At 41.2% G+C, this 26,969-nt stretch carries 25 protein-coding genes and 3 tRNA genes; 13 read left to right on the top strand and 15 right to left on the bottom strand.

Going from position 1 to position 26,969, the window contains the following annotated elements; all coding sequences use genetic code 11:
- Positions 1-3 precede the first annotated feature (3 nt).
- Complete coding sequence (locus IPN35_04825) at positions 4-612, bottom strand: translation initiation factor IF-3 (protein ID QQS58890.1); 609 nt, start codon at positions 610-612, stop codon at positions 4-6.
- A gap of 129 nt (positions 613-741) precedes the next feature.
- Here IPN35_04825 and IPN35_04820 point away from each other — a divergent pair, with 129 nt between their 5' ends.
- The 3 genes from IPN35_04820 (at position 742) to IPN35_04810 (ending at position 2,144) form a co-directional block, all read left to right on the top strand.
- A complete protein-coding gene (locus IPN35_04820; protein QQS58889.1) occupies positions 742-1,779 on the top strand; it encodes a hypothetical protein in 1,038 nt (345 codons plus the stop codon).
- 101 nt (positions 1,780-1,880) lie between these two features.
- A tRNA-Lys gene (locus tag IPN35_04815) sits at positions 1,881-1,955 on the top strand.
- Between the two features lie 113 nt (positions 1,956-2,068).
- A tRNA-Gly gene (locus IPN35_04810) sits at positions 2,069-2,144 on the top strand.
- A gap of 345 nt (positions 2,145-2,489) precedes the next feature.
- On the opposite strand, the gene IPN35_04805 is transcribed toward IPN35_04810, so the two are convergent.
- The 4 genes from IPN35_04805 to rpmB all read right to left on the bottom strand — a co-directional run bounded on the left by IPN35_04805 (position 2,490) and on the right by rpmB (position 4,796).
- Positions 2,490-2,672 (bottom strand): hypothetical protein, encoded by a 183-nt coding sequence (locus IPN35_04805; protein QQS58888.1) that lies wholly within the window; start codon positions 2,670-2,672, stop codon positions 2,490-2,492.
- A 30-nt stretch (positions 2,673-2,702) separates the two neighbouring features.
- The gene (locus IPN35_04800) at positions 2,703-3,524 is read right to left on the bottom strand and encodes a CPBP family intramembrane metalloprotease (GenBank protein QQS58887.1); all 822 of its coding nucleotides are present in this window, start codon (positions 3,522-3,524) and stop codon (positions 2,703-2,705) included.
- Between the two features lie 41 nt (positions 3,525-3,565).
- Entirely contained in the window at positions 3,566-4,186 is a 621-nt protein-coding gene (locus IPN35_04795; protein ID QQS58886.1) for a TetR/AcrR family transcriptional regulator, read from the bottom strand.
- 367 nt (positions 4,187-4,553) lie between these two features.
- Positions 4,554-4,796 carry a 50S ribosomal protein L28 gene (rpmB, locus tag IPN35_04790; protein ID QQS58885.1) on the bottom strand — a complete coding sequence of 81 codons (243 nt, stop codon included), beginning with the start codon at positions 4,794-4,796 and terminating at the stop codon, positions 4,554-4,556.
- Between the two features lie 67 nt (positions 4,797-4,863).
- Here rpmB and IPN35_04785 point away from each other — a divergent pair, with 67 nt between their 5' ends.
- The 5 genes from IPN35_04785 (at position 4,864) to IPN35_04765 (ending at position 8,459) form a co-directional block, all read left to right on the top strand.
- Complete coding sequence (locus IPN35_04785; protein QQS58884.1) at positions 4,864-5,523, top strand: site-2 protease family protein; 660 nt, start codon at positions 4,864-4,866, stop codon at positions 5,521-5,523.
- A 3-nt stretch (positions 5,524-5,526) separates the two neighbouring features.
- Entirely contained in the window at positions 5,527-6,753 is a 1,227-nt protein-coding gene (gene trmD, locus IPN35_04780; protein ID QQS58883.1) for a tRNA (guanosine(37)-N1)-methyltransferase TrmD, read from the top strand.
- Positions 6,750-7,712: an S-layer homology domain-containing protein gene (locus IPN35_04775; GenBank protein ID QQS58882.1), complete on the top strand. Its 963-nt coding sequence runs from the start codon at positions 6,750-6,752 to the stop codon at positions 7,710-7,712. The genes trmD and IPN35_04775 overlap by 4 nt, the downstream gene beginning before the upstream one ends.
- The gene (locus IPN35_04770; GenBank protein QQS58881.1) at positions 7,709-7,978 is read left to right on the top strand and encodes a YggU family protein; all 270 of its coding nucleotides are present in this window, start codon (positions 7,709-7,711) and stop codon (positions 7,976-7,978) included. Before IPN35_04775 ends, IPN35_04770 begins: the two co-directional genes overlap by 4 nt.
- Positions 7,979-8,276: 298 nt before the next feature.
- The gene (locus IPN35_04765) at positions 8,277-8,459 is read left to right on the top strand and encodes an SHOCT domain-containing protein (protein ID QQS59940.1); all 183 of its coding nucleotides are present in this window, start codon (positions 8,277-8,279) and stop codon (positions 8,457-8,459) included.
- A 118-nt stretch (positions 8,460-8,577) separates the two neighbouring features.
- On the opposite strand, the gene IPN35_04760 is transcribed toward IPN35_04765, so the two are convergent.
- The 4 genes from IPN35_04760 to IPN35_04745 all read right to left on the bottom strand — a co-directional run bounded on the left by IPN35_04760 (position 8,578) and on the right by IPN35_04745 (position 13,214).
- Positions 8,578-8,652, bottom strand: a tRNA-Arg gene (locus IPN35_04760).
- An 8-nt stretch (positions 8,653-8,660) separates the two neighbouring features.
- Positions 8,661-9,161, bottom strand: coding sequence for a hypothetical protein (locus IPN35_04755; protein ID QQS58880.1), 501 nt, complete (start codon positions 9,159-9,161; stop codon positions 8,661-8,663).
- A 34-nt stretch (positions 9,162-9,195) separates the two neighbouring features.
- Positions 9,196-10,479 (bottom strand): UDP-N-acetylglucosamine 1-carboxyvinyltransferase, encoded by a 1,284-nt coding sequence (gene murA / locus IPN35_04750; protein QQS58879.1) that lies wholly within the window; start codon positions 10,477-10,479, stop codon positions 9,196-9,198.
- 32 nt (positions 10,480-10,511) lie between these two features.
- Entirely contained in the window at positions 10,512-13,214 is a 2,703-nt protein-coding gene (locus IPN35_04745; GenBank protein QQS58878.1) for a class I tRNA ligase family protein, read from the bottom strand.
- Between the two features lie 165 nt (positions 13,215-13,379).
- Between IPN35_04745 and dnaK the strand changes: the two genes are divergently transcribed.
- Positions 13,380-15,293: a molecular chaperone DnaK gene (gene dnaK / locus IPN35_04740; protein QQS58877.1), complete on the top strand. Its 1,914-nt coding sequence runs from the start codon at positions 13,380-13,382 to the stop codon at positions 15,291-15,293.
- A 493-nt stretch (positions 15,294-15,786) separates the two neighbouring features.
- On the opposite strand, the gene IPN35_04735 is transcribed toward dnaK, so the two are convergent.
- Positions 15,787-16,053 carry a transposase gene (locus IPN35_04735; GenBank protein ID QQS59939.1) on the bottom strand — a complete coding sequence of 89 codons (267 nt, stop codon included), beginning with the start codon at positions 16,051-16,053 and terminating at the stop codon, positions 15,787-15,789.
- Positions 16,054-16,460: 407 nt separating this feature from the next.
- Entirely contained in the window at positions 16,461-16,946 is a 486-nt protein-coding gene (locus IPN35_04730; GenBank protein QQS58876.1) for a hypothetical protein, read from the bottom strand.
- A gap of 190 nt (positions 16,947-17,136) precedes the next feature.
- Between IPN35_04730 and IPN35_04725 the strand changes: the two genes are divergently transcribed.
- Positions 17,137-18,489: a hypothetical protein gene (locus IPN35_04725; GenBank protein ID QQS58875.1), complete on the top strand. Its 1,353-nt coding sequence runs from the start codon at positions 17,137-17,139 to the stop codon at positions 18,487-18,489.
- Positions 18,490-18,662: 173 nt separating this feature from the next.
- On the opposite strand, the gene topA is transcribed toward IPN35_04725, so the two are convergent.
- From topA to IPN35_04710, 3 genes are all read right to left on the bottom strand, one after another.
- The gene (gene topA, locus IPN35_04720; GenBank protein QQS58874.1) at positions 18,663-20,996 is read right to left on the bottom strand and encodes a type I DNA topoisomerase; all 2,334 of its coding nucleotides are present in this window, start codon (positions 20,994-20,996) and stop codon (positions 18,663-18,665) included.
- Positions 20,997-21,171: 175 nt separating this feature from the next.
- Positions 21,172-22,563, bottom strand: a complete 1,392-nt coding sequence (gene miaB / locus IPN35_04715) for a tRNA (N6-isopentenyl adenosine(37)-C2)-methylthiotransferase MiaB (protein QQS58873.1) — start codon at positions 22,561-22,563, stop codon at positions 21,172-21,174.
- Positions 22,564-22,688: 125 nt separating this feature from the next.
- Positions 22,689-23,366: an NYN domain-containing protein gene (locus IPN35_04710; protein ID QQS58872.1), complete on the bottom strand. Its 678-nt coding sequence runs from the start codon at positions 23,364-23,366 to the stop codon at positions 22,689-22,691.
- A gap of 54 nt (positions 23,367-23,420) precedes the next feature.
- Here IPN35_04710 and nadC point away from each other — a divergent pair, with 54 nt between their 5' ends.
- Both nadC and IPN35_04700 read left to right on the top strand, forming a co-directional pair.
- Positions 23,421-24,308: a carboxylating nicotinate-nucleotide diphosphorylase gene (gene nadC, locus IPN35_04705; GenBank protein QQS58871.1), complete on the top strand. Its 888-nt coding sequence runs from the start codon at positions 23,421-23,423 to the stop codon at positions 24,306-24,308.
- On the top strand, positions 24,305-24,970 hold the full coding sequence (locus tag IPN35_04700; GenBank protein ID QQS58870.1) for a M48 family metallopeptidase: 666 nt from the start codon (positions 24,305-24,307) through the stop codon (positions 24,968-24,970). The genes nadC and IPN35_04700 overlap by 4 nt, the downstream gene beginning before the upstream one ends.
- 54 nt (positions 24,971-25,024) lie before the next feature.
- On the opposite strand, the gene IPN35_04695 is transcribed toward IPN35_04700, so the two are convergent.
- A complete protein-coding gene (locus tag IPN35_04695; GenBank protein QQS58869.1) occupies positions 25,025-26,413 on the bottom strand; it encodes a dihydrolipoyl dehydrogenase in 1,389 nt (462 codons plus the stop codon).
- A 145-nt stretch (positions 26,414-26,558) separates the two neighbouring features.
- On the opposite strand from IPN35_04695, the gene IPN35_04690 reads away from it, so the two are divergent.
- Entirely contained in the window at positions 26,559-26,966 is a 408-nt protein-coding gene (locus tag IPN35_04690; GenBank protein QQS58868.1) for a hypothetical protein, read from the top strand.
- Positions 26,967-26,969 lie beyond the last annotated feature (3 nt).

The following is a 26,969-nucleotide window of genomic DNA, read 5'->3' as shown; positions in this document are numbered from 1 at the left end:
TTTCTATTCAGAATCTTCTTCCATGGAAGAAGATTTTTTTCGGGGATTTTTTTCGGGAAAGAGTGTCATAATAATTTGCTTTCCTTGCCGCTTTGGTTCTTGGTCAACTCGAGCAATATCGCTAAGCGTATCTCGAAACTCTTCCAACTTTTTCACCCCAAGTTCGTCATGTGTAATTTCTCGACCACGGAACTGTAATGTTGCTTTTACAGCATGCCCCTTTTCGAGGAATCTTCTTGCCGCACTTACCTTTACTCCGAAGTCGTGTGGGGAAATGCGGATTCCAAAGCGAATTCCTTTCATCTCCGCCATTTTGCTTGCTTTTCTCTGCATTTTTTCTCTCTTCTTTTGTTCAAAAAGAAAAGATCCAAAATCGAGAAGTCGACACACTGGTGGACGAGCATCTGGAGCAACCTCTACGAGATCAAATCCTCTTTCTCTTGCGAGGGAAAGAGCCTTCTCGGTAGGAAGAACACCCATTTTTTCTCCTCTCTCATCTACGAGAAAAATTTCAGGAAAACGAATATCCTCGTTCTTGCGAAAACGCTTCAGGGACGGGGAGGAAAAAAGAAAGCAGGAGCCATTTTCTGATATTTTGAGACGGAAAGTCAAGAAAAAAGTTGTCCCTCACCCTGTTTCTTTGGTACAATAAAAAGAAATAAAAAAACTTTTTTTCGTCGTATCAAAAAAATATACGCTATTTTAGGGCTTCTCCTCTGCTTCACTATCATTGTTGGAGGGGTGCTTTATTTTCTCTCAGGATCCCCCCCACAAGATAAAACTCCTCTTGTGGGACTAGTACCTCCTTCTCCTGTAACGTCTTCTAATCGTCCGCTTACTATTACTGAGCAAGAAACAAAAAAAGAGAATGAGTATGATACATTTCGAGAAGCTGTTCGACTGAGAACGGTTTCTATTTGTAACGATATAAAAGATGAAGCACTTCAGGAAGAATGCGAAGATTCGGTCTATCTTTCTCTTGCGGTTCATGAAGACCGAAATGATGTCTGTGAAAAAATATCCAATGCCGAGCGAAAAGCATATTGCGAAGATCAGGGGCTCCTCGATCTCGCAACAACGCAGCGAGATTTTCAGAAATGTGATGATATTCAGAGCCAAACAATTCAAACAAAATGTTTTGAAGCAGAAGCAAAAGAAAAAATTCTTCACGCTCGTTCCGGTTCAGATTGTACCGACATCCGTAGTGAGCGAGATCGACTTGCCTGCCAGAACTTTTTTGCGGCGCGTATTGCCATTGCGCAAAAAACAGACAGCACGGAAGATTCGTGTGAAAAACTTCAAATAGAATCGGACAAGAAGCAATGTCGCACTCTCCGTGCCATTCGTGAGGCAGAAGAAAGCTCAAGTGCAGAATCGTGTTTAGGACTTCCTGATGTTGATTCAAAGAAAGACTGTCTCAATCGATTTAAAGAATCAATGTGGCTCAATGAGTCGGAACAACACATTAAAGAAGGTGATTATGGAAGTTGTGAAAAAATTGATGACAAAAGTATTCAACAACTTTGTCGCGATCGTGCTATTACGGTTCTTGCTAAAAAAGAATATAAACCAACACTCTGTCGAGAAGTGGCGGACGCAAAAACCAAGAGCACCTGCATTGAAGAGGCAACAGAATCGACAAATATGCATTTTTTCGATTTAGCAAAAAAAGACAAGGATACAAAGTGGTGCCAACTCGTTCCGCAAGAGGAGGCAAAATCATCGTGTTACCTTTTGGTAGAACAGCTCATTGCTTCCGAAGAAAAGGCAGAAAAATAACAGTTCTAAAACCCTTTCCAGAGAGTTGTGTCAAAAAAATTATTTGCGATTTTATAAAGAAAGTCGTAGTATTTTTTCCGATTTTTAATTCCTTTCCACAAGGGTGAGTAGCTCAGTGGTAGAGCAGTGGCCTTTTAAGCCATTGGCCGTGGGTTCAATCCCCACCTCACCCACCAAAAAATTTGCAGTGCGAATTTTGGAATAAAAGATCTCTGAAAAAAATGGGAGAATTGGAATTTTGTTTGCATTCTCCACCTTTTTCTGAAATACTGGGCACTGTGTTTTACGAGCGGGTATAGCTCAGTTGGCTAGAGCCCCGGCCTTCCAAGCCGGTTGCACGAGTTCGAGTCTCGTTACCCGCTCCATTTAAAAAACTCCCAGTCCGAAGGATTTGGAGGTTTTTAAAAATGAGGATGGGGTACGGCTAAACCGAAGCCGTAGGGTTTGCTTGATAGTGCGTTAAGCGACACTTCGAAGAAGTGGAAGCGAATCGGATAATCAGGTACGACGAAGTGTGCATAGATATGCGACGAACGACGATTGAAAAGAGTTAGTGAGTCGGATAGCTTAGCGCATGGAGTGCAGATTCCCGTTACCCGCTCTGAGCTACGAAATATGAACGTAGTGAATATTCGAGTGGGTTGGACGGCAATCCTCGTGAGGGTTACCTACTCCATTTGAAAAAACGGGTCATGTCCGCATTTTTCCTTCTAAACTTTTCCCTTATTCATTAATCGAAGGAAATCAACCAATTTCTGCATTATTACAGCAAGCACAACAATGGTTGATATAACTACCCACCAGGCATAATTTTGAGTTGCAAAGAAGTATCCTGGTACAGAACCGACTACAAATAATAGTGATTCTATTCCTTCTAATGGTTTTCTTTTCATTGTGTATGGATAAAATAAAAAATTGTTTTTTTAATTCTTTTCTTTTAGAAAAAAGTCCTTATCTTTCCAAATGACTATTCCTGAGATTATCAAGAGAATAATGGTGATAATGCATTTGGTGAATTGTTCCGTTTGAAACAAAACAGAAAACAAATTGAGCATCATGTGAAAGATGATTATTGCTGAGATACTTCTGGAATTTTTGTAGTAGATCCAATTCATTAAGAATGCTGCTGGAAAAATACTGACTAAAAAATTAATGGCATAAATTGAATTCATATGAATTAATTCATTTTGATAATATCCACTAATTGCGAACAGAGGCCAATGCCATAAATTCCATAGTATTGCATAGATTATAGTGGCTTTTAATATGACCCTTCCTTTTTTTAGACTATCAACGCCATACCCCCTCCAGCCCAATTCTTCAAATGTTGGCGCTAACAATAAAATTATTAAAATTATAATAATTTCTCCACCAGTCACTTGTATTAATTCTGGTGCGAAATTAAATTGCTGTATTGGCTGTTGAAACAGAATGGAAATCAATGTTGCAAGCAGTACTGTTATTGGCATTATTAAGAAAATAACGAGCCAATATTTTGCTTTTATCAGCTTCAGATTAAAAATTCTATTTTTGAAATCCTGTATTAATTCTTTGTTTTTCGAACCATAAATCATGGATACCGCTGTTATAAAAGGTATTAACATTCCGGTTAATATAAGTGGAATTTTATAGCTACTTAATACTTCGTCATAACTGAAATATGCTGCTAAAAAACCCGTTATCCAAGTGATTAACAGTACTATAGAAAAATATGTAAATGGTCGGTATTCATAGTTATTTATCATTTTTTGATTAATACATTAAAGAGTATATTTTTTGATATTTCCTAACGATTGTTCAAAAACTTAAACGCCCCCCTCTTTGCTCCTAGTGATTTTTCAATCACTTCCTGCATTACTTTTCTTCGGACTTTCCATTCTTCTGTATTCCATTTAAACAATCCCTCATCAAAGAGAAATTGCGAAGCAATGAGTAAAAATTGTATTGTTTCCAAGGTGTTTTTAACCTTGAATATTCCTTCATATATACCCTGTTCAACAATCTCAGAAATAATTGGAGAAAATCGAAGAACAAGTTGTACGTTGGTCTTTTCATGCAACTCTCTATTTTCAGGAATATGAAGACTCTCCTTCATTTCACCAGCCCTTGTATTATTGTTATTCTGACTTGATAAAATTTTTTCTATTTTTTCCAATGAGTTCAGCGAAGTATCTTTTGAAACAGTTTCGGCAAATATGACTAATCGATTCAAAAGATCGTCCACGATAGCGGACAAGAGATCATTTTTTGATTTGAAATAGTGATAAAATGTACCTTTCGCGACACCCATTTTTTCTATAATGGTGTTAACAGATGTTCCCTCGTAGCCTTGTATTCTGAAAAGTTCTTGAGCTGTTTGCATTATTTCCAATCTGCGTTCACTGGGCTTCTTTGTTGTCCTGATCATATTTTTTTGAAAGAAAATTACATCTGAAGACATTGTACTAGTAGACCGACCGTCGGTCAATACATTTTTTTTCCGAATCAAATTGACTCATCTTTTCTTATCGTAGAAATCATTCTCCAACAAGTTCCACGAAGGAGCTCCAAACTAAGCGAAGTAAAAGTTTAAAAACGTTGTATGTTGATGCCCTTGGCATTTCTCACTCCGTTTTTTTATGTTGCTGAACTTCATAAGGAGGGGCGGAAGTTAGTAATTGTAATAGGCTTATTTTCTCTTTAGGAATAAGGAGTAAAACGCCACAGTCCCTTTTGGAAAACTGTGACGGAAAGGAGATACTTCAAAACACTAGATTTTTTTGTTCATGACTTTTCTACTTTTGTTCCACGGATAATTTTTTCTCCATGCGTTTTTTTTCTCGATTTGTAAGTGGTTTAGCAAGTGTTCGAAGAGCAGAGGTGCACACTCGAATTCGAATCCATCGCTGTACTGTTGGATCAAAAATCCGCTTCCACTGAAGGTTTGGAAGAAATCTTCGTTTTGTTCTTCGAACGGAGTGAGAAACGTTATTTCCCGTACTCGGTTTTTTTCCGGTAATATCACATACTTTTGCCATGACGCAGGAAAGAAAAATTGCTATTATTGCGCCGAGGTAGTTTCCCAAAAAATGTTTCTCCTGTCAAATGTCTCTTCTGTTTAATGTTCTTAACATAGCACTTATCGCGGGTGCTTTTCTTGTTTCCCTTGGTTTTCATGAGGCGGCACACGCTTTTGTGGCATATCGCTTGGGTGATCCTACTGCGAAAATCGAAGGGCGATTAACACTTAATCCCTTTGCCCATATTGATATTTTTGGAGCACTTGCCATTTTTATTGTAAATTTTGGTTGGGGAAAACCTGTTCCAGTGAATCCCGCTTTCTTCAGTAATCCCCGAAGAGATAACGCCCTCGTTGCCCTTGCTGGACCAAGCACAAATTTGGTGCTTTGTACTATTGGGATATTTCTTTTTGGTGCTTTGCAGACTTTTCTTCCAGTTCTTTCGGGCGGGGCACTTCACAAGTTTCTTCTTGTATTTATTACTATTAATGCCTCTCTTGCGTTTTTCAATCTTATTCCGCTTCCGCCACTCGATGGAGGAAGTGTACTCCTTGGCATTCTTCCCGAGTCACTTGTTCCTACTGTGAGTGATTTTCTGGGACGACATGGCGTTGTTCTCTTTTTTTCTCTTCTTGCTGTCGATCTCTTTCTTGATATTCACATTATTACTGGTCCTGTAATTTTCTTGACAGACCTATTTATTGTACGTGTTGGGCTCCTCTTTTCTCCAATGTTTCCATTGTAAAATATGCAGTTCCATATTTTAAGTCTTTTTCCAGATATGTTTCGTGGATTTTTGAGCGATTCTGTACTTCGTCGTGGGCAGGAATCTGGCGCAATTCATATTGAAACAGAAGATATTCGTAGCTACGCCACCAATAAACACCGCCATGTCGATGATGCAGTGTATGGAGGAGGTGCCGGAATGCTCCTAAGACCCGAGCCGATTTCTGCTGCTATCCGCTCTGCAAAAGAAAAGCTTCCCAATGCAAAGGTAATTCTTCTTGCACCGGGGGGAGAACTTTTTACCCAACGAAAAGCAGAACAACTTGTGCGTGAGAAAAATGATCTTATTCTCATTGCTGGTCGGTATGAGGGGGTAGATTTTCGCGTGCGTGATGTGCTTGTTGATGAAGAGCTTTCCATTGGAGAATATATTCTTTCTGGCGGAGAACTCGCCGCTGCTGTGGTGGTGGATACTGTGGCGCGGCTTGTTCCGGGTGTGCTCGGAAAAACCGAATCTATTGCTACGGAAAGTTTTTCGTTAAATCTTTATCGTCAAGCAGAATTTCCGCAATTTACCCGTCCAGAAGTATGGGAAGATATTCCCGTGCCAGATGTGCTTCTCTCGGGGAATCATGCAGAAATTGAACGTTGGCAAATGAGTCATATTCCGGGTCTTTCCTCTGCTATGCAGCGCATTCTTCGGGTTCGGCGCGAATTTCTTCCATATAAAACTAAACGTCTTTTTTTTAGAAATCACGAATACTCCGATATCGACTATTGGCTCCAGTGGATGAATAATAAGGAAACAACACAGTTTCTCACCGTTTCTCCTCCCATGACGCAGGAAGACGAAGAGGAATATTATGATGCATCACAAAGCAATCTTTGCTGTCTTCCTCTTACAATATGCAATCGAACCACAAAGACACCCATTGGTTCTGTGCGACTCGATTTGGATCCTCTTAACGACCTTTCCGCCTCAATTGGTATTGTTTTAGGGGAATCTGCGTTTCGAGGAAAAGGAATAGGAAGAGAAGCCATATCCGTTATGTTTTATATTGGGTTTTCAGAACTCGGTCTCGAGAGAATTCATCTCGATGTTTTTGCGGAAAACAAAACTGCCATTGCGTGTTACGAGCATTGCGGTATGCGACAGGTGGGGAAAGTGCGCAAGAAATATTTGAAGAATACTCTTCTCCAAGATGGTTATATTTATGAGATACTCAAAGAAGATTTCTTCAAACCATGACCGATTGCGAACAGCTTCTCGATTTTTGCCGACGGCAAATAGGAAAACCATATTTACTTTCTTCGGAAGGACCGGAAGCATTTGACTGTTCGGGACTATTACTCGCAGGACTTTCTGTTTTGAGAGTAAGTGATATTCCTCGTCTTTCTACCGATCAATACACATTGGGAACACCTATTGTACAAGAAGACATTCGTCAGGGAGATCTCCTCTTTTTTGATACAGGATGGACAAATCGGGTTCCAAATCATTGCGGAGTAGCAATAAATCCTACAGAGATGATCAATGCAAACAGTGTTTCTGGTGTTACAAAAGAATCGTTCCTCGCACCATACTGGAAGCCAAAATATACTGGAGCCCGTCGGATATTTGACAAGAATGGAAAAGTATTACTTTCAAAAAACGATTCTCAAAAGACGGAATCACAATTTTTTATTGATGTTCCACAAGATCATCCTTTTTGGTCATGTATCGAGGAACTCCGAAAAAAAGATCTCGTTCATGGATATGCCGGAAACCTTTTTCGTCCCGATCAAGAAGTAATGCGATCGGAAGCGCTCAAAATTCTCCTTCTTGCATTTGACATTCCCATTTCTCCTGAGCTCTCAAGTTCCCCATTCTCTGATGTTTTTCCGCAAGATTGGCATTTTTCCATTGTTAATACTGCATACAAACGTGGAATTATCCAAGGAAATCCTGATGGAATATTTTGTCCAAATCGCTCGGTGAATCGTGCAGAAATGTGTAAGATGATCTTTCTTTCCGCAAATATTTCTCCGCCATCTATTTCTTCTTCTGCTTTTTCCGATGTTCCAAAAAATGCTTGGTTTGCGCCATTCGTTGCCGAAGCAGGGAAACGGAATCTCTTTCTCATTTCTGGCGGAAAATTTTTTCCAGAAAAACCGGTAACGCGCGCAGAAATGTGCCGATGTATCTCCTTTTTTTGGAAATCGGCATGAGCGATTTTTCCGATTTTCTTTCGCGAGAACCGATCCTATTGTATTGCCGTATTCGTGTGCTTCCCGGAGCAAAAAAAACAGAAATAGTGGAGCAAATGAGCGATGGAGAAACCTGGAAAATTCGTATTGCCGCGCCACCAGAAAAGGGAAAAGCGAATGCGGAGCTTCTCCGATTTTTTAAAAAACAGTTTGGCATTGTGGCAGAAATTGTTTCTGGGGAAACCGACCGAACAAAATTGATAAAAGTGATTTCGAGGAAGAACTAAAACAAGATTTGATGGTGAACACTCCTCAGTGAAACCGATTTTTGGAGCCTTCTTTCTTGGTCTCGGCCAAAATCGTACCGAAAGCAATTCAAAAAAATATTGCTATTCCCATCCAAAGGAGCACAATTTGATGCTCGGTTTTCTTTTTCAAATTTTCATGAAAAAAGTACTTCAATGCATTATCGGGTTTTTTACCGTGATGATGGTATCCTCTCCTCTTGCTCTGGCAGATGACAGGGGATATTTCATGATGGATGGATACAGAGGCGGCATGATGAATGGATTCTATTGGGGAGGAATGGGATTTGGGTTTCTCTTCTTTTTCATTTTTTGGGGAATTGTTATTTATCTTGCTTTTATTGCTTTCAAGCATTTTACGGAAAAGAAAGATGGGGAAACTCCACTGGAACTTCTCAAAAAACGACTCGCAAAAGGAGGGATTACCGAAGAAGAATTTGAGAGGATTAAAAAGAAACTTTAAAAAACTTCTTCTCAAAGAATCAGTTCAAACTCCTCTTTTGGAATTTATGCAACGCTCAAAAGAGAAAACGCGACACTTTTAGCGAACGCAAAACGAGTGGTGAACGTTTGTGTTTTTCTGGTACCCACGTCAGGAATCGAACCTGAATCTGAGTCTTAGGAGGACCCCGTTCTATCCGTTGAACTACGAGGGCAAAGTGCTTTACGAAAGGGAAAGAAAAACAGTTTTTTCTCCCGAAAATTTGCTGTGAGAAATATCCGTTTTTTCCACGGATTCTATTTCTTCACTACCAATTTCTTTTTGGAGTGCGATTGTTTTTTCTCCCGTTTCTCCAAAGACCACCATGCGCGGATCCACTTCTTCGATAAACTTTTTCCAATCCTTCTTCGTCCATTCAGAAGATTCGGCACAGACGAAGAGGACATCAATTTCGCCAATTTCAGGAAGCTCTTCTTCCGCCGAAGCAAGTGGGGAAGTGGGGGGAAAGAAGAGTCGAATTCCCTCAAGTGTCACCCGAATAGCAAGACTTTTATCTGGGGCAGAAATGGTTCGTACAGAAAAACCGGAGATCTCATATTCTCCTGGCCAATCAATGATCTCTGTTTTTTCTCCTTCAACCGTAAGGGCTTTTCCTGATGATATACTTGCCTTACCAGCTTTTGTTGAGAGAAGAATATCTGCGCCTTTTTTGCTCACCTGCATCGTTATTGTAAAAAAGAGAAGTGCTTTGCCTATTCTATCGAACTTCTCGAGAGATGTCAGCTCCTATGGCACTCATTTTTTCTTCGAGTTTTTCGTATCCACGGTCGAGGTAGTGAATGTTCGAAATTTCTGATTCTCCTTCGGCGCAAAGAGTAGCGAGAAGCACTGCCGCACCAGCACGAATATCTTGGCTGGCGACGGGTGCACCATGAAGTTTTTTTGGTCCCATAATAAGAAATTGATGAGGATTGGAAATCGTTATATCCGCGCCGAGTTTTTCGAGTTCTAAAAGATAGGCAAATTTTCGCTCAAAAAGTGTTTCAAAAATGGAAGAAGCTCCTGCGCATTGCGTCATGAGCACGCCAAATTGCGGATGAAGATCAGTGGGAAACTGAGGAAAAACTCCGGTTTGAATTTTTGTTGGCGAAAAATCCCGTTTTCGTTTTTTTGTATGAACTTCCCTTTTTTTTTCATCAATCACAAATTCTGCTCCTACTTCTCTGAGTTTTTCCCAAAAAATATCGAGATCTGAAGCAATAATATTTTGAACCGTGATTTCCGAATCGGTTAAAATTCCAGCGAGAATAAAAGTTCCTGCTTCCAAATAATCTGGCGTAATTTCCGCAGAAATACCCTGAGGAGAGGTGTTTCCGCGAACTGTCAGAAAGTGTGATCCTACGCCATCAATTTCTGTTCCAGTAGAAATGAGCGCTTCACATAAATTTTGTACATGAGGTTCTGCCGCCGCAAGTCGAATATGTGTTGTGCCATTTGTAAACGCCGCCGCAATAAGCGCGTTTTCTGTGGCGGTAACCGAAATTTCGGGAAGAATAATGGTTCCAGAAGTATATTTTTTTTGCGGAAGCCGAAGGTGAATCGAGTCAGAAGAAGATATAATTTCTGCCCCAAGAGCGGTAAATGCCCGAAGATGAGCTTCTGCTGATCGTTTTCCAAGGACACATCCTCCAGGGAATGCCATTTTTATTTCTCCGAATCGAGTTAAGAGTGCAGAAAGCAACAAAATGCTTGCTCGCATTTTTCCAATTCCGGGATGCTGAAAATTTGGTGGAGAGGGGAGCATGAGGTTTGTGGTATCAACTATTGTTTTTGTTCCGCTCTTTTTTACTTTTCCTCCCAAAAAACAAATCATGTCGCAAAACTTGTGAACATCTGAAATATCCGGAAGATTCCGAAGCACAGAAACATGAGGAATAGCAACGGTTGCCGCTAAAATGGGAAGTGCCGCATTTTTGGAACCAGAAACGGAAATGGTTCCCGAAAGTGGTTTTCCGCCACGAACCCGAAAAATATCACTCATGTGTTGTAATATTACGAAATAACAATGAACTCTTACATATTTTTCTCGAGCACCTCAATTTTTCCTCGTAGTTCTTCCACCATTTTCTTCGTTTCTTCCACAAGTACTTTTGGCGCTTTTTTGAGGTATCCCGGATTTTTGAGTTTTGCTTCAAGTCCTGTAAGAAGTTTTTTCGCCTTCTCTAGCTCTTTTTGCACGCGCTGTGCTTCTGTCTTTGGATCAATCATTCCTGAGCTTGGAAGAAAAATACGAAGACCAGGAACCTGATCCGTTGCTCCTTGCTCTTCTGTTTCTTCACCAAGTCTCAATTGGTCGAGTCGTGCTAAGAAAGAAATAATATCTGCGTTTCGTTTTGCAACGTCTTCTTCCTCTCCCGAGAGCATGGCAGTAATTTTTCGTGTGGGATCCACTCCTGCATTTTTCCGCATGGATCGAATTTTCGATACGGCATTTTTTACTATCTCAAAATTCCCTGCATCTTGCGTTTCTTCTGCCTTTGGAAAGGAATCGGAAATAAGGAGCTGTCCTCCCATTTCTTCTCGAATTTTCTCTGTAATAAAAGGGAGAATGGGGTGCCACAGGCGAAGGAGAATGTCGAGTGTTTCGCAGAGCACTGCTGGTGTTCCTGAGTTTTTTTCTGCCTTTGCCGCTTCTATTGCCCAGTCTGCCAAATCGTCCCAAGTAAATTCCCAGAGTTTTTGTGCCGCATCGCCAAATCGAAAATTTTCTAAATCATCCGTGACGTTTTGAATAAGAGTGTTTCTTTTAGCGACAATCCATTTCTGTAAATCTGTTTCGAGAGTTTTTGGCAACACTCCTTTTTCTTGTTCTAGTAAAAATCGGCTGATATTCCAAAGTTTATTACAGAGATTGCGACAACCAGAAATTTTCTCTTCTCCTAAATTGGCGTTGTTCCCCGGCGTTGTTCCCATAATGAGTGAAAGGCGCAAGGCATCGGTCCCAAATTTTTTGATCATGTCGAGCGGGTCAATACCATTTCCCTTTGATTTGCTCATTTTTTGTCCTTTGGCATCACACACAAGTCCGTGCAGATATACCGTGTGGAACGGATATTGTCCGGTAGCGAATCGTCCAAACATAATCATGCGTGCCACCCAGAAAAAGAGAATATCATGTCCGGTTTCGAGTACATCTGTCGGATAAAATCGCTCAAGATCTGCTGTTTTTTCTGGCCAGCCAAAAACAGAAAATGGCCATGTTGCGGAGGAAAACCAAGTATCAAGTGTGTCTTCGTCTTGCGTCCATTCGTCTCCTCGGGGCGGTTCTGTTCCAATGTATGTTTCATTGGATAACTTGTGATACCATACTGGAATGCGGTGTCCCCACCAAATTTGCCGACTAATACACCAATCGCGGAGGTTATCAATCCAGTGGAAATAGATTTTTTCAAATCGTTGCGGAACAATTTTCACATGTCCGCCTCGAACCGCTTCTTGCATTTGCTTTTTGAGCGTTGTTTTTTCTCCAGAAAAATCATCTGTAAACTCTTTCTCTACGGCAACAAACCATTGTTTGCTCACCATGGGCTCTACCACACTTCCCGAACGATAGCAGAGAGGAACGCGATGTGAGTAATGCGTATCTTCGCCAACGAGAAGTTCTTTTTCGCGCATAATTTCGGCGGATTTTTTTCGCGCTTCTTCCACAGAAAGTCCTTCACACGGACCAGAAATTGCAGTCATATTTCCCTCGAAATCAATTTTCTGAAATCGGTATTCGTCCAGACCATGTTTTTTGGCGAGTTCATAATCGTCTGGAGAGTGGCATACTGAAATGGTCATGGCTCCGGTTCCTTTTTCCATATCAATTACCTCATCGTCTGCCATTACCACAAATTTCCGAACTCCGGCGTAGGTTTCGTATTCAAATTCTCTGCCAACAAGATCTTTCCCGAGCATAATCTCCAGCAGTTCTACTTTTGTTCCTTCTTTTTCCAAAAGATTGAGAGTTTTTTTGCGCCGATCAACATCATCAAAAAGTTTTTTGGAGAAAATAAATGACTCCTTTGTTCCATTAGATTGTGTGAAACGAACACGAGCATACTGCCCCGATCCGTTTACAAAAAGCGGAGAATGACTACATTTTGTTTCTGAGCGTACGGTTCCCATAATAAATTCTCCGCAACGAATAGAGTAGAATGCTCCTTCTCGATCTTCCCATTCAACCTCGTCATCCGCCAAAACAGATTGCGCTCCTACTGACCAGTTGACCATTCGGTCTCCGCGATAGATAAGCTCTTTGTTGTAGAACATGGTAAAAATGGCATTCACCGCACGATTTCTCGTTTTATCAAAAGTGTAGGCTTCGCGAGACCAGTCGCAACTGGCGCCCATCTTCTGAATTTGATTAGTAATGCGCTCATGTGTTTGTTCCGTCCACTTTTCGCATTCTTTCAAAAAATCTTCTCGGGAAATTTCTTTGTTTCGATCTCGAATTCCTAAGTTCTTGAGAACAACTGATTCAGTGGCAATAGCCGCGTGATCCGTTCCCGGAACCCAGAGTGCCGCGCGTCCTTGCATACGTCGCCAACGGATGAGAATGTCTTGGAGTGCAAGAAACATGGCGTGCCCAGCGTGGAGCGTTCCTGTGACATTTGGCGGTGGAATGGCAATAACATACGGATCTCCCGTTTGAGATGGCTGAAACGCCCCAGAGACATTCCATTTTTCGGAAATAGAATCTTCGTGTTCACTCGGAAGGTATGCCTTGTCCATTGATCTGTAAAAAATATTCAGAGAAATGTTGCCATAGTTTTGGAAAAAATAGGAAATAGAGATCTCTCGCTCTCGTTTTTTTTGTGCTTATTGATAAGAAAATTTGACAGAACTTTTTTGGCACTCTAAAATAGAGAGTGCTAATTTTTTTTGTTTTCTTCAATTATGTCAAAAATAATCGGAATCGACCTTGGGACCACCAACAGTTGTGTTGCGGTCATGGAAGGAGGAGAGCCAACCGTTATTCCCAATGCCGAAGGGAATAGAACAACACCATCTATTGTTGCCGGAAAAGACAAAGAGCGTCTTGTGGGAATTACAGCAAAACGACAAGCCGTTACGAATCCAAAAAACACTATTTTTTCTGCGAAACGATTTATTGGGCACAAATTTGACGAAGTGCAAAAAGAGACGAAAAACTTTCCCTTTGAAATAAAAGGAGGAAAAAACGGCGATGCGAATATCGTGTTTGAAGGAAAAGAAGTTCGCCCAGAAGAAATTTCTGCTATCGTCCTCCAGAAATTAAAAGCCGACGCAGAAGCATTTCTTGGAGAAGCAGTGACCAAAGCGGTTATTACGGTTCCTGCGTATTTTAATGATGCTCAGCGCCAAGCAACGAAAGATGCCGGAAAAATTGCTGGACTTGATGTAGAGCGTATTATTAATGAACCAACTGCGGCAGCGCTTGCGTATGGAATTGATAAAAAGGGGAAAAATGAGAAGATTGCTGTTTTTGATCTTGGAGGAGGAACATTTGATATTTCTATTCTCGAACTTGGTGATGGTGTGTTTGAAGTTATCTCTACCAATGGTGACACGCATCTCGGAGGAGATGATTTTGACCAAGCAGTTATCAATTGGCTTGTGGAGGAATTTAAAAAGCAAGAAGGAGTAGATATTAGTAGTGATCAAATGGCGCTTCAGCGCATTAAAGAAGCGGCAGAAAAGGCAAAAATTGAACTCTCTTCCGCCCTTGAAACAGAAATCAATCTTCCCTTTATTACCGCAACTGATGCTGGACCAAAGCATTTGGTGCTTAAGCTTTCGCGTTCAAAACTCGAATCGCTCGTTTCCGATTTGGTGAGTAGAACAATCGAACCCTGCAAAAAAGCACTCAAAGATGCCAAACTTTCTCCAAAAGACATTGACGAAGTCATTCTCGTAGGAGGAATGACACGCATGCCAGCGGTTCAAAATAAGGTAAAGGATTTTTTTGAAAAAGAGCCACACAAGGGAATTAACCCCGATGAAGTCGTTGCGATTGGTGCGGCTATTCAAGGAGGAGTCCTTCGCGGAGATGTAAAAGACGTTGTTCTTCTCGATGTGACACCACTTTCACTTGGTATTGAAACACTTGGTGGTGTGGCAACAAAAGTTATTGAACGCAATACCACTATTCCCACGAGTAAGTCGCAGGTTTTTTCTACCGCAACCGACAATCAGCCATCAGTAGAAGTGCATGTCGTACAAGGAGAGCGCGAGATGGCGGCAGATAATAAATCTCTTGGACGATTTATTCTCGATGGCATTCCGCCAGCAATGCGTGGCGTTCCACAGGTAGAAGTAACGTTTGATATTGATGCCAACGGAATCCTTAAAGTTTCTGCAAAAGATAAGGCAACAAGTAAGGTTCAGCACATTACCATTCAAGGAAGCTCTGGGCTTTCGGATGAAGAAATTGAAAAGATGCGGAAAGAAGCAGAGCTCAATGCCGAAGAAGACAAGAAAAAACGGGAGAAGATAGAGGCAAGAAATCATCTTGATGCGGAAATTTTTCAAGCGGAAAAACTCGAAAAAGATGTCGAAGGAAAAATAGAACAGTCACTTATTGACGAAGTAAAATCTGCTCGGGAAGAAGCAAAAAAGGTGCTCGAAAACGAATCCTCTGGAAAAGATGAATTTGAAGTCGCTTCTAAAACACTTATGGAACACTTACAAAAAGCTGGTGCCGCTATGTACGAAGCCGCTGCGAAAGAAGAAAAAGCCGAAGGAGATTCGGAAGAGCCAATTGATACAGAGGGAAAAGAGGAGACTGAAGAAAAGAAAGAGGAGAAAAAGGATGATGAAGAGAGGAAGTAATAGCTCCCCCTTGATAAGGGTTGACTGAGGGGGTTATGGTAAAGGCGCACTCCGGTGCGCCTTTTTTGAATTTTTGAAATTGAACCGAAATAGATATTTGAACAGACAGAGAATTTTAAGAAGAATCGATATTTTTTTCTTTCTTCATATATGGATTTTTTTATTCAGGCTCTAAAAAAAGCATCTTCTCGAATTCTATCTCAGGAGAAGAAAACCCGATCTACAGAGAAAGAGTTCTTGGGTCAAGATAACTTAAGTGGCTGATTTTTAATCATCTTTGGCATTTTATCATAAAGGCCTTGGTCTTTATGGTTCCATCTGAATTTACTATTCTTTTAGGTGGAGGTTGAACTTATAAGAAGCAATACCATTGAATTTAAATGGTCTCCGACCAGAAGGATTCTATTCCACTTACATGAGATTTGCTTCGACAAAACTCATATCATGGAATGACAAACACGGTAATGATTATAGCCATTGAGGAATGAGTCCATCATATACTCTCCATCCATCGGTATGGGATCGTAGAACCTTCGAGTATTTTCTCTTGTATGATCGGTAGCAGCTCTTCCTTGTTACATTTCTTTACGATAGCCACCGATATTTTTCCTTCTCGCTTCAGTATTCTAAATATCGGTGTTTTTCCTACTGCTCCTCTCCCTCTTTTTCCTCGGACTCTTTTTACTCCACAATAACTCTCATCGAGTTCAAACTCTCCGGAGAGTGGACTTTCTTCTTCAGAATGTTGAGCGATTAAGATTTATATTTGATGAATATATATAGGGTTTAAACTAGTCTAGACCCTCAATAAAAAACCAGACTTTTTATTGCATGTGCCAGCTGAGAATGAGAATTTGGTTGTTATGGAAGTGAAATCAGCGAGTGGGGAAATGAATGAAATTCAAAAAGACATCAAAGACTCTTAATACTTTTATTGAAGAAGCAAGATACAAGCTTGGAATTTTGTTGATCTATGGGGAAATTGAAGAAAATAGGCTCAAACAAATTATTGAAAAAATAGAAGAGAAGAATCCTCGCATCAAATTATAGATTCATAAAGTGGCAGGAAAAGAAGCCAAGGAAGCAGTTCTTAAGAATGTTCAACACTCCTAAACTGAACCAATATTTTTCTGAATCGGAAAGCAAATAAAATGGGTTTTCCAAAATTTACGATTCATTCCCAAAGAGACTCGCTACCACAAACGCAAGTGCCGGAAGCGAAAACCATACGGCATAATTGTGTATCATAAGCTGAACAAGACGACTTGTGCTCGCAATTTCTTCAATAGGATTTCCAGAAGCTACTGCTGTTCCAATAAGTGATGCCCCCGAAACGTATACGAGAATAGTAGAAATAATGAGTCCGGCAGAAAGAATACCATATGAAAATGTCATCATCATGCGCATAAACGGTGACCGTTCTTCCGCGACAAGAATTTCAAATGCTCCACGCGTTGTGAGTGCTACGGTAAGAAATACAAAGAGGGCAATTTTTATGAGAATAAGTGCTTTCTGTTCCGACGGGATAACGAGAACGCCTGCCACTGCTCCGCCGAACATCACTCGACTAATAATATTACTTATGGCATCACTCGCCAAAATGGCTATGTATGAACTTAAAATAACCTTGAGCGTTTGATCTTTTCCAATCATCACGCTATAAGAAACAATGATGAGGAAGAATACTAAAATAAAAAGGTCCCACGTGAGCGTTAATTCCATGTCCCAGGGAAATACACCCTAGCAGTGTAGCAAAAGGAAGGCATGTTTTGCCAAGTCCTTTAGAAAAAGAATTTGCAAAAAGAGAGATATGTGATAAAATGGAGTCCTCTTTTTTTTCTTCATGAAGCGTTTTCTCCTTATTCCTCTTTTTTTGGCGACTATTTTGATATGTGAACAGCCAGTCGAAGCCGCATCCCAATCAGAAGAACTTGTTGCTGAATTGGTAAAAACCTTTTCCGAAAATCATGCAACAGAGAGTTCTGCAAAATGGTCTGTCTCTTGGGATGGCAAAATGGTTTTTGATGTAGATACTCAAAAAAATGTCGTTTTTCGTCCGAATGCGTGGGAGCAACATTCTGAAAATGCTATTACTTTTGTCCTCGATCCGTTCTTGAGCGATTCCTTTCTCTCTGCCTCGGGAACTCTCTCATTCGGGACAGACGCATACGGAAATCCCGAATCGAGTACTCTTTGGGGAGATATTCGAAACATTGGTGTTGTTCTCAACGAAAATACATCACCCATGATTTCCTCTGTTGTTGAGTCTATAGGAGAGTATACTCGTTTTTTTGAAAGAGATTTTGTTGCTATTCGTCCAGATGATTATCGTTTTCTCAATACGTTTTTTTCAAAAATGGGAGAGAATGAAATGGGGATGAATTTTGAAGCACAATCGGGTGTTCTTGAAAATACCATTCGGAATCCATCTCTTCAGGGAGTACGAATGTTTGAGGCACTTCTTTCTACTGGAATTCTTTCTACAGAAAAAACGCGTGATGGATTTCGGGTGACGCTTTCGGAAAATGTGAGTGAGGTATCGACAAAAGACCTCATTGGTATTATTCATTTTTTTGGACATGACTCCGAAAGTATTTTGACTAATATAGAAATGCTTCTGAACGAAGATCGAGAGGCAATTTCTCTACTTGCAGATTCTTCTCGACTACAGATTGATTTCATTCGCGGAGAGAAGGGAATTCGCTTTATCAACACGCTTTTTACCTTTTCTCCTGATACTTTAAGCTCAGAGCCCAATATTACCCTTTCGCTTTCTGGAAATACTCGAATTGAGCAAACATCGCCAGAGGTTCTTCTTCCCGATTTTTCTCGAGCAATTCGTTTGGAAAAACTTTTGAAAATTTTGGAAATCTTTCCTCCTGATGAAGAATATTCTTCTTTTGAAGATGTTTCAGATGCAAATGCTGATGGACAGGTCTCGGAATTTGCCACCTGCCTCACTGATGCTGGTGCGGTATTTTATGGAACAGAGTGGTGTTCACACTGCAACAATCAAAAGGTTTTGTTTGGAAGTGCTATGGAAAACGTAAACTATATTGATTGTGATGAGCATTCGGATACTTGCCAAGCAGAGGAAATTGCTGGATACCCTACGTGGAAATTTCGAGACGGTTTTGTGCTCACGGGAGCACAGCCACTTTCAGTTCTTGCAGAAAAGACGGGGTGTACTCTCTAGGGTGATTCCCTTCCCTTATCCTTTGTTTAAAAAATATACTCCCCGTAAAAACGGGGAGCTTTTTGTTTTTGTGGAGAAAGTTCTGCTTCTTCACAAAAATGACAGTATGCGAGAGAACATAATATTGAGAACCCCTTATCTCGTATTCCACCTTCTCCATATTGTGGTGGAAATTACTTTCTCTGAAACTTCTTTATTATTGCCTTTTCGAGAATGAGTTTACAATCGGAAAGGGAAAGTTTTTTTGGATCGGTCTCTGTGGAAATTTTTGCATTCTTTTTTCCATCAGTCACATACGGACCAAATCTTCCATTGACCACCTGAATTCCTTCTTTCGGAAAATCCTTGAGAATACGATTTTGCTTTGCTGATGCTTTTTCCCGAATACGCTCCATTGCTTCATCGAGTTTTAAAGTGAAGAGCTCATCCTCGCGGATAGAGACAAACGTTTTGCCGTGTCGCACATACGGGCCAAATCTCCCAACACCTACAGCGACATCTTCTCCATCTTCTGCCTTTCCGAGAAGACGTGGGAGGGAAAAATTGAGAAGTGCCTCCTCAAATGTGATTGTTTCCATTGATTGTGATTTGAGAATGGGCGCAAAATCGGGTTTTCTCTCGCTTTCTGTTTCACCACGCTGAAGCATGGCACCGTATTTTCCTATTTTTGCAAAGATGGGAAGTCCTGTTTCGGGGCATTTCCCGAGTTGACGCTCTTTTTTCGCCTCCGCCCGACTAATTGATTCTCCTTCTTGTGCAGTTTTAAGAAATGGTGTGTAGAACTCGCGCAAAAATTCATCCCATTTCTTCTCTCTTGTTGCGATGCTATCGAGCTGATCTTCCATGTGGGCGGTGAACTTTAAGTCCACTACGTTGTGAAAGTGGTTTTCGAGAAGATCCGTCACGGCAAAGGCAATATCGGTCGGAACGAGTTGTCGTGCTTCGCGCAGAATGTAGCCTCGCGTAATAATAGTAGAAATAGTAGGAGCATACGTTGAAGGGCGACCAATGCCTTCTGATTCCATTTTTTTTACAAGACTCGCTTCTGTATATCGAGCAGGTGGCTTTGTAAAGTGCTGTTTCGAATCGATACTTTTTGGCTTGAGCGATTCTCCTGTTTTAAGTTCTGGCAAGATGTTCTCTTCATTCTCATTCTTCTCGTCATCGCGTCCTTCTGTGTAGAGCTTGAGAAATCCAGGGAAGAGAACGCGCTGACCAGTGGCGCGAAAAATATGCGATTTTTTTGCACCAGATTTTCCAAGTGCCTCAAGATCTGCCCCTGTTTGGAGTAATCTTGCGTCTGCCATTTGACTCGCAATGGTTCGATTCCAAATGAGTTCATAAAGCTTTCGAGCATCTTCTTCGAGTTTCGTTTTTGGAAAGGCATATACTTCTTCTGGAGTGCGAGAAACCTCTGTAGGACGAATTGCCTCATGCGCCTCTTGCGCCCCTTTTGACTTACTTTTGTAGACACGTGTTTCCGAAAATTCTTTTCCATATCGTTTTTCAATAACCTCTTTCGATTCGGAAAGTGCTTTTTGTGAAAGATTTACAGAATCGGTACGCATATAGGTAATAAGTCCACCAGCCTCTCCTCCTCCCATATCGATTCCTTCATACAAGATTTGTGCGAGCGCCATAGTACGCTTCACTGAAAATCCAAGTTTCCGCGCGGCTTCTTGTTGCAAAGTAGAAGTAATAAACGGAGGAGATGGGCGACGTTTTACCTCTTTTTCATCAATAGTGGAGACGGAAAATGGTTGTCCGCGGAGTGCGGTTGTGATGGCCTCTGCTTCTTCTTTTGTCTTGGGAACAAATTTCTTTCCGTCAAGTTTTTGAAAATCTGCCACAAATGTTTTGCTGTCTTTTTCAAATGGCGCAGTAATACTCCAGTATTCTTCGGGAGTAAATGCCCGAATTTCGCGCTCTCGGTCGACAATAAGTTTTACGGCAACCGATTGAACACGTCCAGCAGAAAGTCCGTAGCGGATTTTTTTCCAAAGAAGTGGAGAAAGAGTATATCCCACGAGGCGATCGAGAATCCGTCGTGCTTGTTGGGCATGCACAAGATCCATATCTACTTTTCGCGGAGTTTTTACCGCTTCGAGAATAGCGCTCTTTGTAATTTCGTGAAAAACAATTCGTTTAATGGCATTTGTTTTTTTTGGCTTTAAAACTTCCAAAAGATGCCATGAGATGGCTTCTCCTTCGCGGTCTTCATCGCTTGCGAGCCAGATGGTGGTATTTTCATCCAAAAGTCCTTTGAGTTTTTGGGCATATTTTTTTGCTTTTTGAGGAATGACATAGAGTGGACGAAATCCATTTTCTGTATCAATTGCCATACTCGCATACGGAAGCTTTTGTTGAACGGGAGTGAGTTCCGATTTTTTGCTCGGAAGATCTCGAATATGTCCGTATGAACTTTCGACAGTATATTCTTTCCCGAGAAATTTCGAGAGCATCTTCGCCTTTGTTGGAGATTCTACAATAACGAGATTTTTTGTCATTGTTGTGGGAGAAATATTTTTTGGGAAAACGAGGAGGAGTGTTTCAGAAAGAATGTCTCTTTGTCAAAATTCTTCTTGCTCATTTCGGAGAATACTATCAGAAAGAAGTGGGTTTCTGCAAAATTTTGTTTTTTGAATGATTTTAATATTCACATTATTTGATGAAATCCTTTCTTCATGCGGAGACTTTTTTTTTGCGAAGAGGTGATTGTTCTTGAAGTTCTTCCAAGGTCACCAATTCCCCAGTAAGAAAAAATGGCTCTGCTCCAGTAATTTTTACGGAAATAAATCGTCCCTCAAACATTTTTCCTCGAGAACCAACAGGAAGAAAAATAGCTTTGTTCTGCTCATTTCTTCCGTGCGCCATCCAGATTCCTTCTTCATTTTTTTCAACAGCATCTATGAGTACATCACATGTTTTTCCAACATCTTTCCGATTTCCTGCAAGAGAAGTCTCTCGAAGAATATTGTTGAGTGTATGGAAACGGTGTTTTTTTTCTTCAAGTGGAATATCATCTTCCCATTTTTTTGCTGGTGTATGGGGACGTGGAGAAAACTTAGCAATATAGATCATGTCAAAGAGCATCTCTTTACAAAGTGATGCTGAGTTTTGAAACTGATCTTCTGTTTCTCCACAAAATCCAACAATAATATCTGTTGTTATGGAAATCTCTGGCATAAGCTCTCGCGCAAGTTGAACGGTTTCGCAAAATTTTTCCGTTGTATAGCCACGCGCCATACGTTGTAGCATTTTATCATCGCCAGATTGCACGGGAAGGTGCAAATGTTTGCAGATATTCTTGCGACTCGCCATAACCTCTAAAACGTCTTGTCCCAAATGTTGAGGGTGTGGCGAGAGAAATCGAAGCCACTCTATTCCTGGAATATCTGCTACTTGCTCTAAAAGATGAGCGAAATCGGTTTTGTACGGATTTTTTCCACGTTCTCCAAAATAGTAGCGATTTACGTTTTGTCCGAGGAGTGTGATTTCTTTTGCACCTTGTTGAACGAGCTTTTTACATTCCTGAAGAATATCTTCTTGTGGTCGGCAGACTTCTTTTCCCCGAGTGTGTGGCACAATACAATAGGTGCAGTGATGATCGCATCCGGTAGAAATGGGAACAAAGGCGGTGTGTTTCTTTTTTTGCGTGGGAAGGACTTCAAAAATACCAGGGAATTCTCCGAAAAATTCTTCTGGAAGAGACACAAATTCCGAGAGAAGTTTTGGAAGAGTTGATGTATCTTCAATACGAAACACCAAATCAATAAGCGCGGAACGCGCTAAGAGCCGATCTCGTTTTTCGGAATGTTGTGTGCTCGTTTTTCGCACCATGCATCCGGTAAGAGCGATAAGCGGTTTTTTCTTTTGTTCTTTAGAACACCGTCGAACAAGTCCAAACACTCGATCTTCTGCCTGTTGACGAATAGAGCAGGTGATAAAAATAACGAGATCTGCGGTTTCGTGGCTTTCTGCCTCTTGCATGTTGAGTGATTGCAGAACGGTTCGGATGCGATCGGCATCGTTTTGGTTCATTTGGCACCCAAAGACAGCGAGATGAAATTGCATGGAAAAAAAGAGCAAACGGAACAATACCGATGCGAAGTGCTAGATGCAAGAAGCGAAAAATGAGTTACATGCTCTGAGAGAGTAAAAACTAAGAAGAGCGATCACTTCCTTTTTGATATGTATTCTCATTTCTTCTGAAACACCCTCCATAAGAGCTCCTGTAATTTTGCAAAGAAGCCACTCTTTTTTGGAGGATATTTTCTCTGTGGCACGTTAAATATCTGTGGAAGTGATTCCACATCCACGAGAAGCGGATGAACTTTTTTGTCGAGCATTTCTCGAAGTTCTCGTCCGAGTGCACCAGCTTTAGACACCACAAAAACTCGTCGTTCACGTTTTAAAAGTTCTTCAATAACTGGCGCATAATCACCATCTCCAGAAAAAAGAATAAAGGCGTGATACGAATCAATGTTGAGGAGAATTTCTTTTGAAATTTCCACGTCAAAATCGCATTTGCGATAGAGAATGGGTTCTGACTGTAGTTCTTTCAGTTTTTTTTCTGGAATAAATTCCCGAAGTTCTTCCCAAAGTGGAGATTGTTCAACACGCAGTGGCACGTATTTGACGGGCTTGAAAAAAACTTCAAAACCAATTTCTCGACACTGTTCCAGAAATTCACGGGATTTTGGATGATCATCTTCTCCAGCAAAAAGGCAAATTCGATCAACATTTTTATGACTTCTTAAAAATTGATAGAGTCGTTCGGGGTCCACCACTCGCCGTCGTCTTTTTGTCCAGTTATAGACATTTGCCCAATCGATGAGAACGAGAGTTTTTGATTGAAGATGAAAGCGAAAAGACACGAAATTTTTTGGAAAAACCGGTAGTATTGTGGCGCATTTCCCTTTTCTTCGCCAATGTCGTTTTTGCATCCGCTTCAGCGAGGATACCTCCTCACCCTTGAAAATCCTTGGTATCGCCATGCTTGCCAATCATTTTGGCAACAACAACTCTTGTGGGATGGAAACGACATAACAATGCAGGTATTGTCGAACATGAGTCAGCAAAATGTCGAAGCAGTGATTGTCGCAAAATCTTGCGGAACACTTGCTGGCATTTCGGAAGCGACATTTTTTCTCGAACATGAATCGCTTTCATCTCAGTGGAAGAAGAAAGACGGCGATTCTGTTTCGCTAGAAGACGAAATTGTCCGTTTTTCGGGAAGTGCCGAAGTAATACTCCGCGTTGAGCGCATTCTTCTCAACTTTCTCTCTCGCCTTTCGGGCGTTGCTACGAATACGAAAAAGTTGGTAGATAAAATTCCAAAAGACATACTTCTCTGTGCAACTCGAAAAACCCTTTGGGGACCGCTCGATAAGCGTGCTGTTTTTGTTGGTGGCGGTGGAACGCATCGACTCGGGCTTTTTGACGCGGTCATGGTGAAAGATAACCATCTCGCACTTTTTTCGGGAAATATTGAAACGGCGGCGAAAGCAGTTTATAGCACACCTTCTTCTGCTTTTTGGGAAATAGAAGTTGATACCGAAGAGCAGTTTCACCAACTTTTTCGTGTACTTCCAGAGGGTCGTCCGGGAGGAATTCTCTTTGATAATTTTTCGCCAATACCCCTTCAAAATCTTCTGAAGAATATAAAAAAACCAGAGGGGATTTTTTTTGAAGCGAGTGGCGGTATTACTCCCGATAATATTCAAGAATTTGCAAAATGTGGCATAGATGCTATCTCTTCGGGGATGCTCACAAATTCTGCGCATGCGCTTGATTTTTCCCTTTCCGTTTTGTCATGAGTCTTCCTGAACACACTATTATCCGCTCTTCTCGACGCACCTTTTCGCTCGAAATTACACCTGATGCAAAGCTTCTCGTTCGTGCTCCCAGATGGGCGCTTTCAAGCACCATTGAAAATATCTTACGAGAAAGGGAATCGTGGATACAGAGTCGGCTTCAAAAAGTGAGTGTTCATCTCCAACATGCTCCTCAAAAAACGCTCATTTCGGGAGATACCATTTTCTTTTTGGGAGAGAGGATTTCGGTGTTTTTTATTGCGGGAAAGCAAAAACCATTTCATGAAAAAGGAATGCTTTTTGTTGGGGAAATTGGCGACTCAAAAATGCTGATTGAAGACTGGTATCGAAAACAGATGAAGATCTTGCTTCCAGAAAAAATAGCTGGATATGCACAAGCAATCGGAAAATCTCCGTCGTCATTTCGGGTAACCGGAGCAGAAAAAAGATGGGGGTCGTGTTCTTCTACGGGAAATTTGAATTTTTCGTGGCGACTCTGTATGGCGCCAGAGTGGGTTATTGACTATGTTGTGGCGCACGAAACGGCGCATCTTTTGGAAATGAATCACTCTTCCCGATTTTGGAAACATGTCGAGCATCTTTTTCCTTGTTTTCGAGAGGCGAAACATTGGCTCAAAGAGCACGGATTTTTACTTCAGTGGTGAGACTTTTTATCAAGTGCGACAATCTAATTTTTTAGAATAGAGAAACTGTGATGCTTATTTTCTCTGTTTTTCAATGTCGCGTAGTGCTGTTCGTACGCCTTCTTCAACAGTTGGATGGTAAAACGGCATTTTGAGAAGATCACTTGCGGTGGCGGAAAAACCAATTGACCATGCGAGTAAGTGAAGCAAATGTTCTGCATGCGGACCAATCATTTCTGCGCCTAAAATTCTTCCTGTTTTTTTCTCTGCATACACATGAAGCATACCTTTATTTTTGTTGATCACCTTACTTCGTCCTTGATCAGAAAAATCAACTTTTCCAATGACAAATATTCCCTTTTCGAGTTCTCCGAATGGAGTGCCACACGACCCCATTTCAGGATCGGTAAAGACGACCGAAAGCGGAACACGACGATCTCCTTTGGAAACATTCGGAAAAAGTGCGGCATTTTCTCCAGCAATATCTCCTTCATCGGATGCTTCGTGCAAAAGCGCACGATTTCCATTGACGTCTCCGGCAATAAAAATATTGCTTTCTCCACATTGCATTGTTTCAGAATCGAAGACGGGGATGCCTTTTTCTGAAAGTTTAAGAGAGGTGTTTTGAAGTTCTAAGTCGGCAATATTTGGAACACGACCAATGGCAGAAAGGACATATTCAAATTGTTTTTCATATTCCACACCTTTGACATCGGTAAACGTAATATGTACTCGGTCTCCTTCACGTTTCATTTCTTGAATCGTTGCTCCGGGAAAAACATCAAGTTCTCGATGAAAGAGGTCTTTCGCTTTTTCCTGAATTTCAGGATCGGTAAATGCCGCCACATTTCCACTTCTTCCAAACAGGCTTACCCGAACGCCAAGTCGTTTGAGTGCTTGCCCTAGTTCCATTCCGATCACTCCTGTTCCGAATACCGCCACCGATTCTGGAAGACGTTCCCATTCAAAAATATCATCATTGACAACATGTCGGTCACCCAAAATTTCCGCTTGTGGCAAAAAACGAGGATCAGATCCTGTGGCAATGACAAACGTTTTTGCCTGAACTTTTGTGTGATCGTCAACAAGAATTTCATGGTCATTAATGAATCGCGCTTTTCCAGAAATCCGTTGTTCTTGTGGAATTTTTTCGACGTTCGAAACAACGTGTCCGACAAAAGCATCTCGAAGTGAGCGAACTCGTTCGAGTACTTGGTGACCGTAAATTTTTGTATCTCCTCCGGGGAATATGCCAAAGCTCGGTGCTTCTTCTAGCGAAAAAGCAGAATCCGCAGAAGCAATCAGAAGTTTGCTTGGCATACACCCGACTCGTGCGCAGGTGGTTCCATACAAACCGTGCTGAACAACAACAATGTTTTTCGTGTGTTTTGCGGCGGAGCGGTAGGCATTCATTCCGGCAGTACCGAAGCCGAGAACAGCGACATCAACGGAGAGTGTTTTCATGGGGAGCACAAAAATCTTTTGAAGTATATCGGGAAAAAAGAGAATTCAATACTCTTTCATAAGATGAAGGGGAATTCTGAAGAAAAAAACTGAAAAAAAATACAACCATATTCGTAGTAGAAAATGTTCTTTTCTTTCTCAGTACATGAAAACATCATTTTCCTTTTCTTCGTATGCTCTTGGCGTTCTTACGGGTGGAGCTATTGCTCTTATCTTTTCTTGGTCAACTGGTGTGATTTTTACGAATACAAAAGGGGATTCTGCACCCGAATCAGTACAGACAGCACGATCTCGAAACGTAGTCATGTTGCAACGCCAGGCAGAGACGCTTGGAATGACGACAGAAGAGCTTCAGAAAGAATTAGACGCAGGAAAAACCTTCCGTGATATAGCAAAAGAAAAAGGGGTTGAGGTGAAGAGCTTTCCGCGCGGAGGAGGACAACTTGAGGGGAACATGAACGGAGAAAGCGCTCCACCACCTATTCCTTCTGCAGAGAATGCAGAGATACCTGTTTCTTCTACAGAAATACCGGACGCAAGTAGTGGTCAATAATTT

It is taken from the genome of Candidatus Peregrinibacteria bacterium (genome assembly GCA_016699755.1).
Lineage (GTDB): Bacteria > Patescibacteriota > Gracilibacteria > CAIRYL01.
Note: the sequence above shows the minus strand (reverse complement) of the source record. Positions and strands in the feature narration are given on the sequence as shown.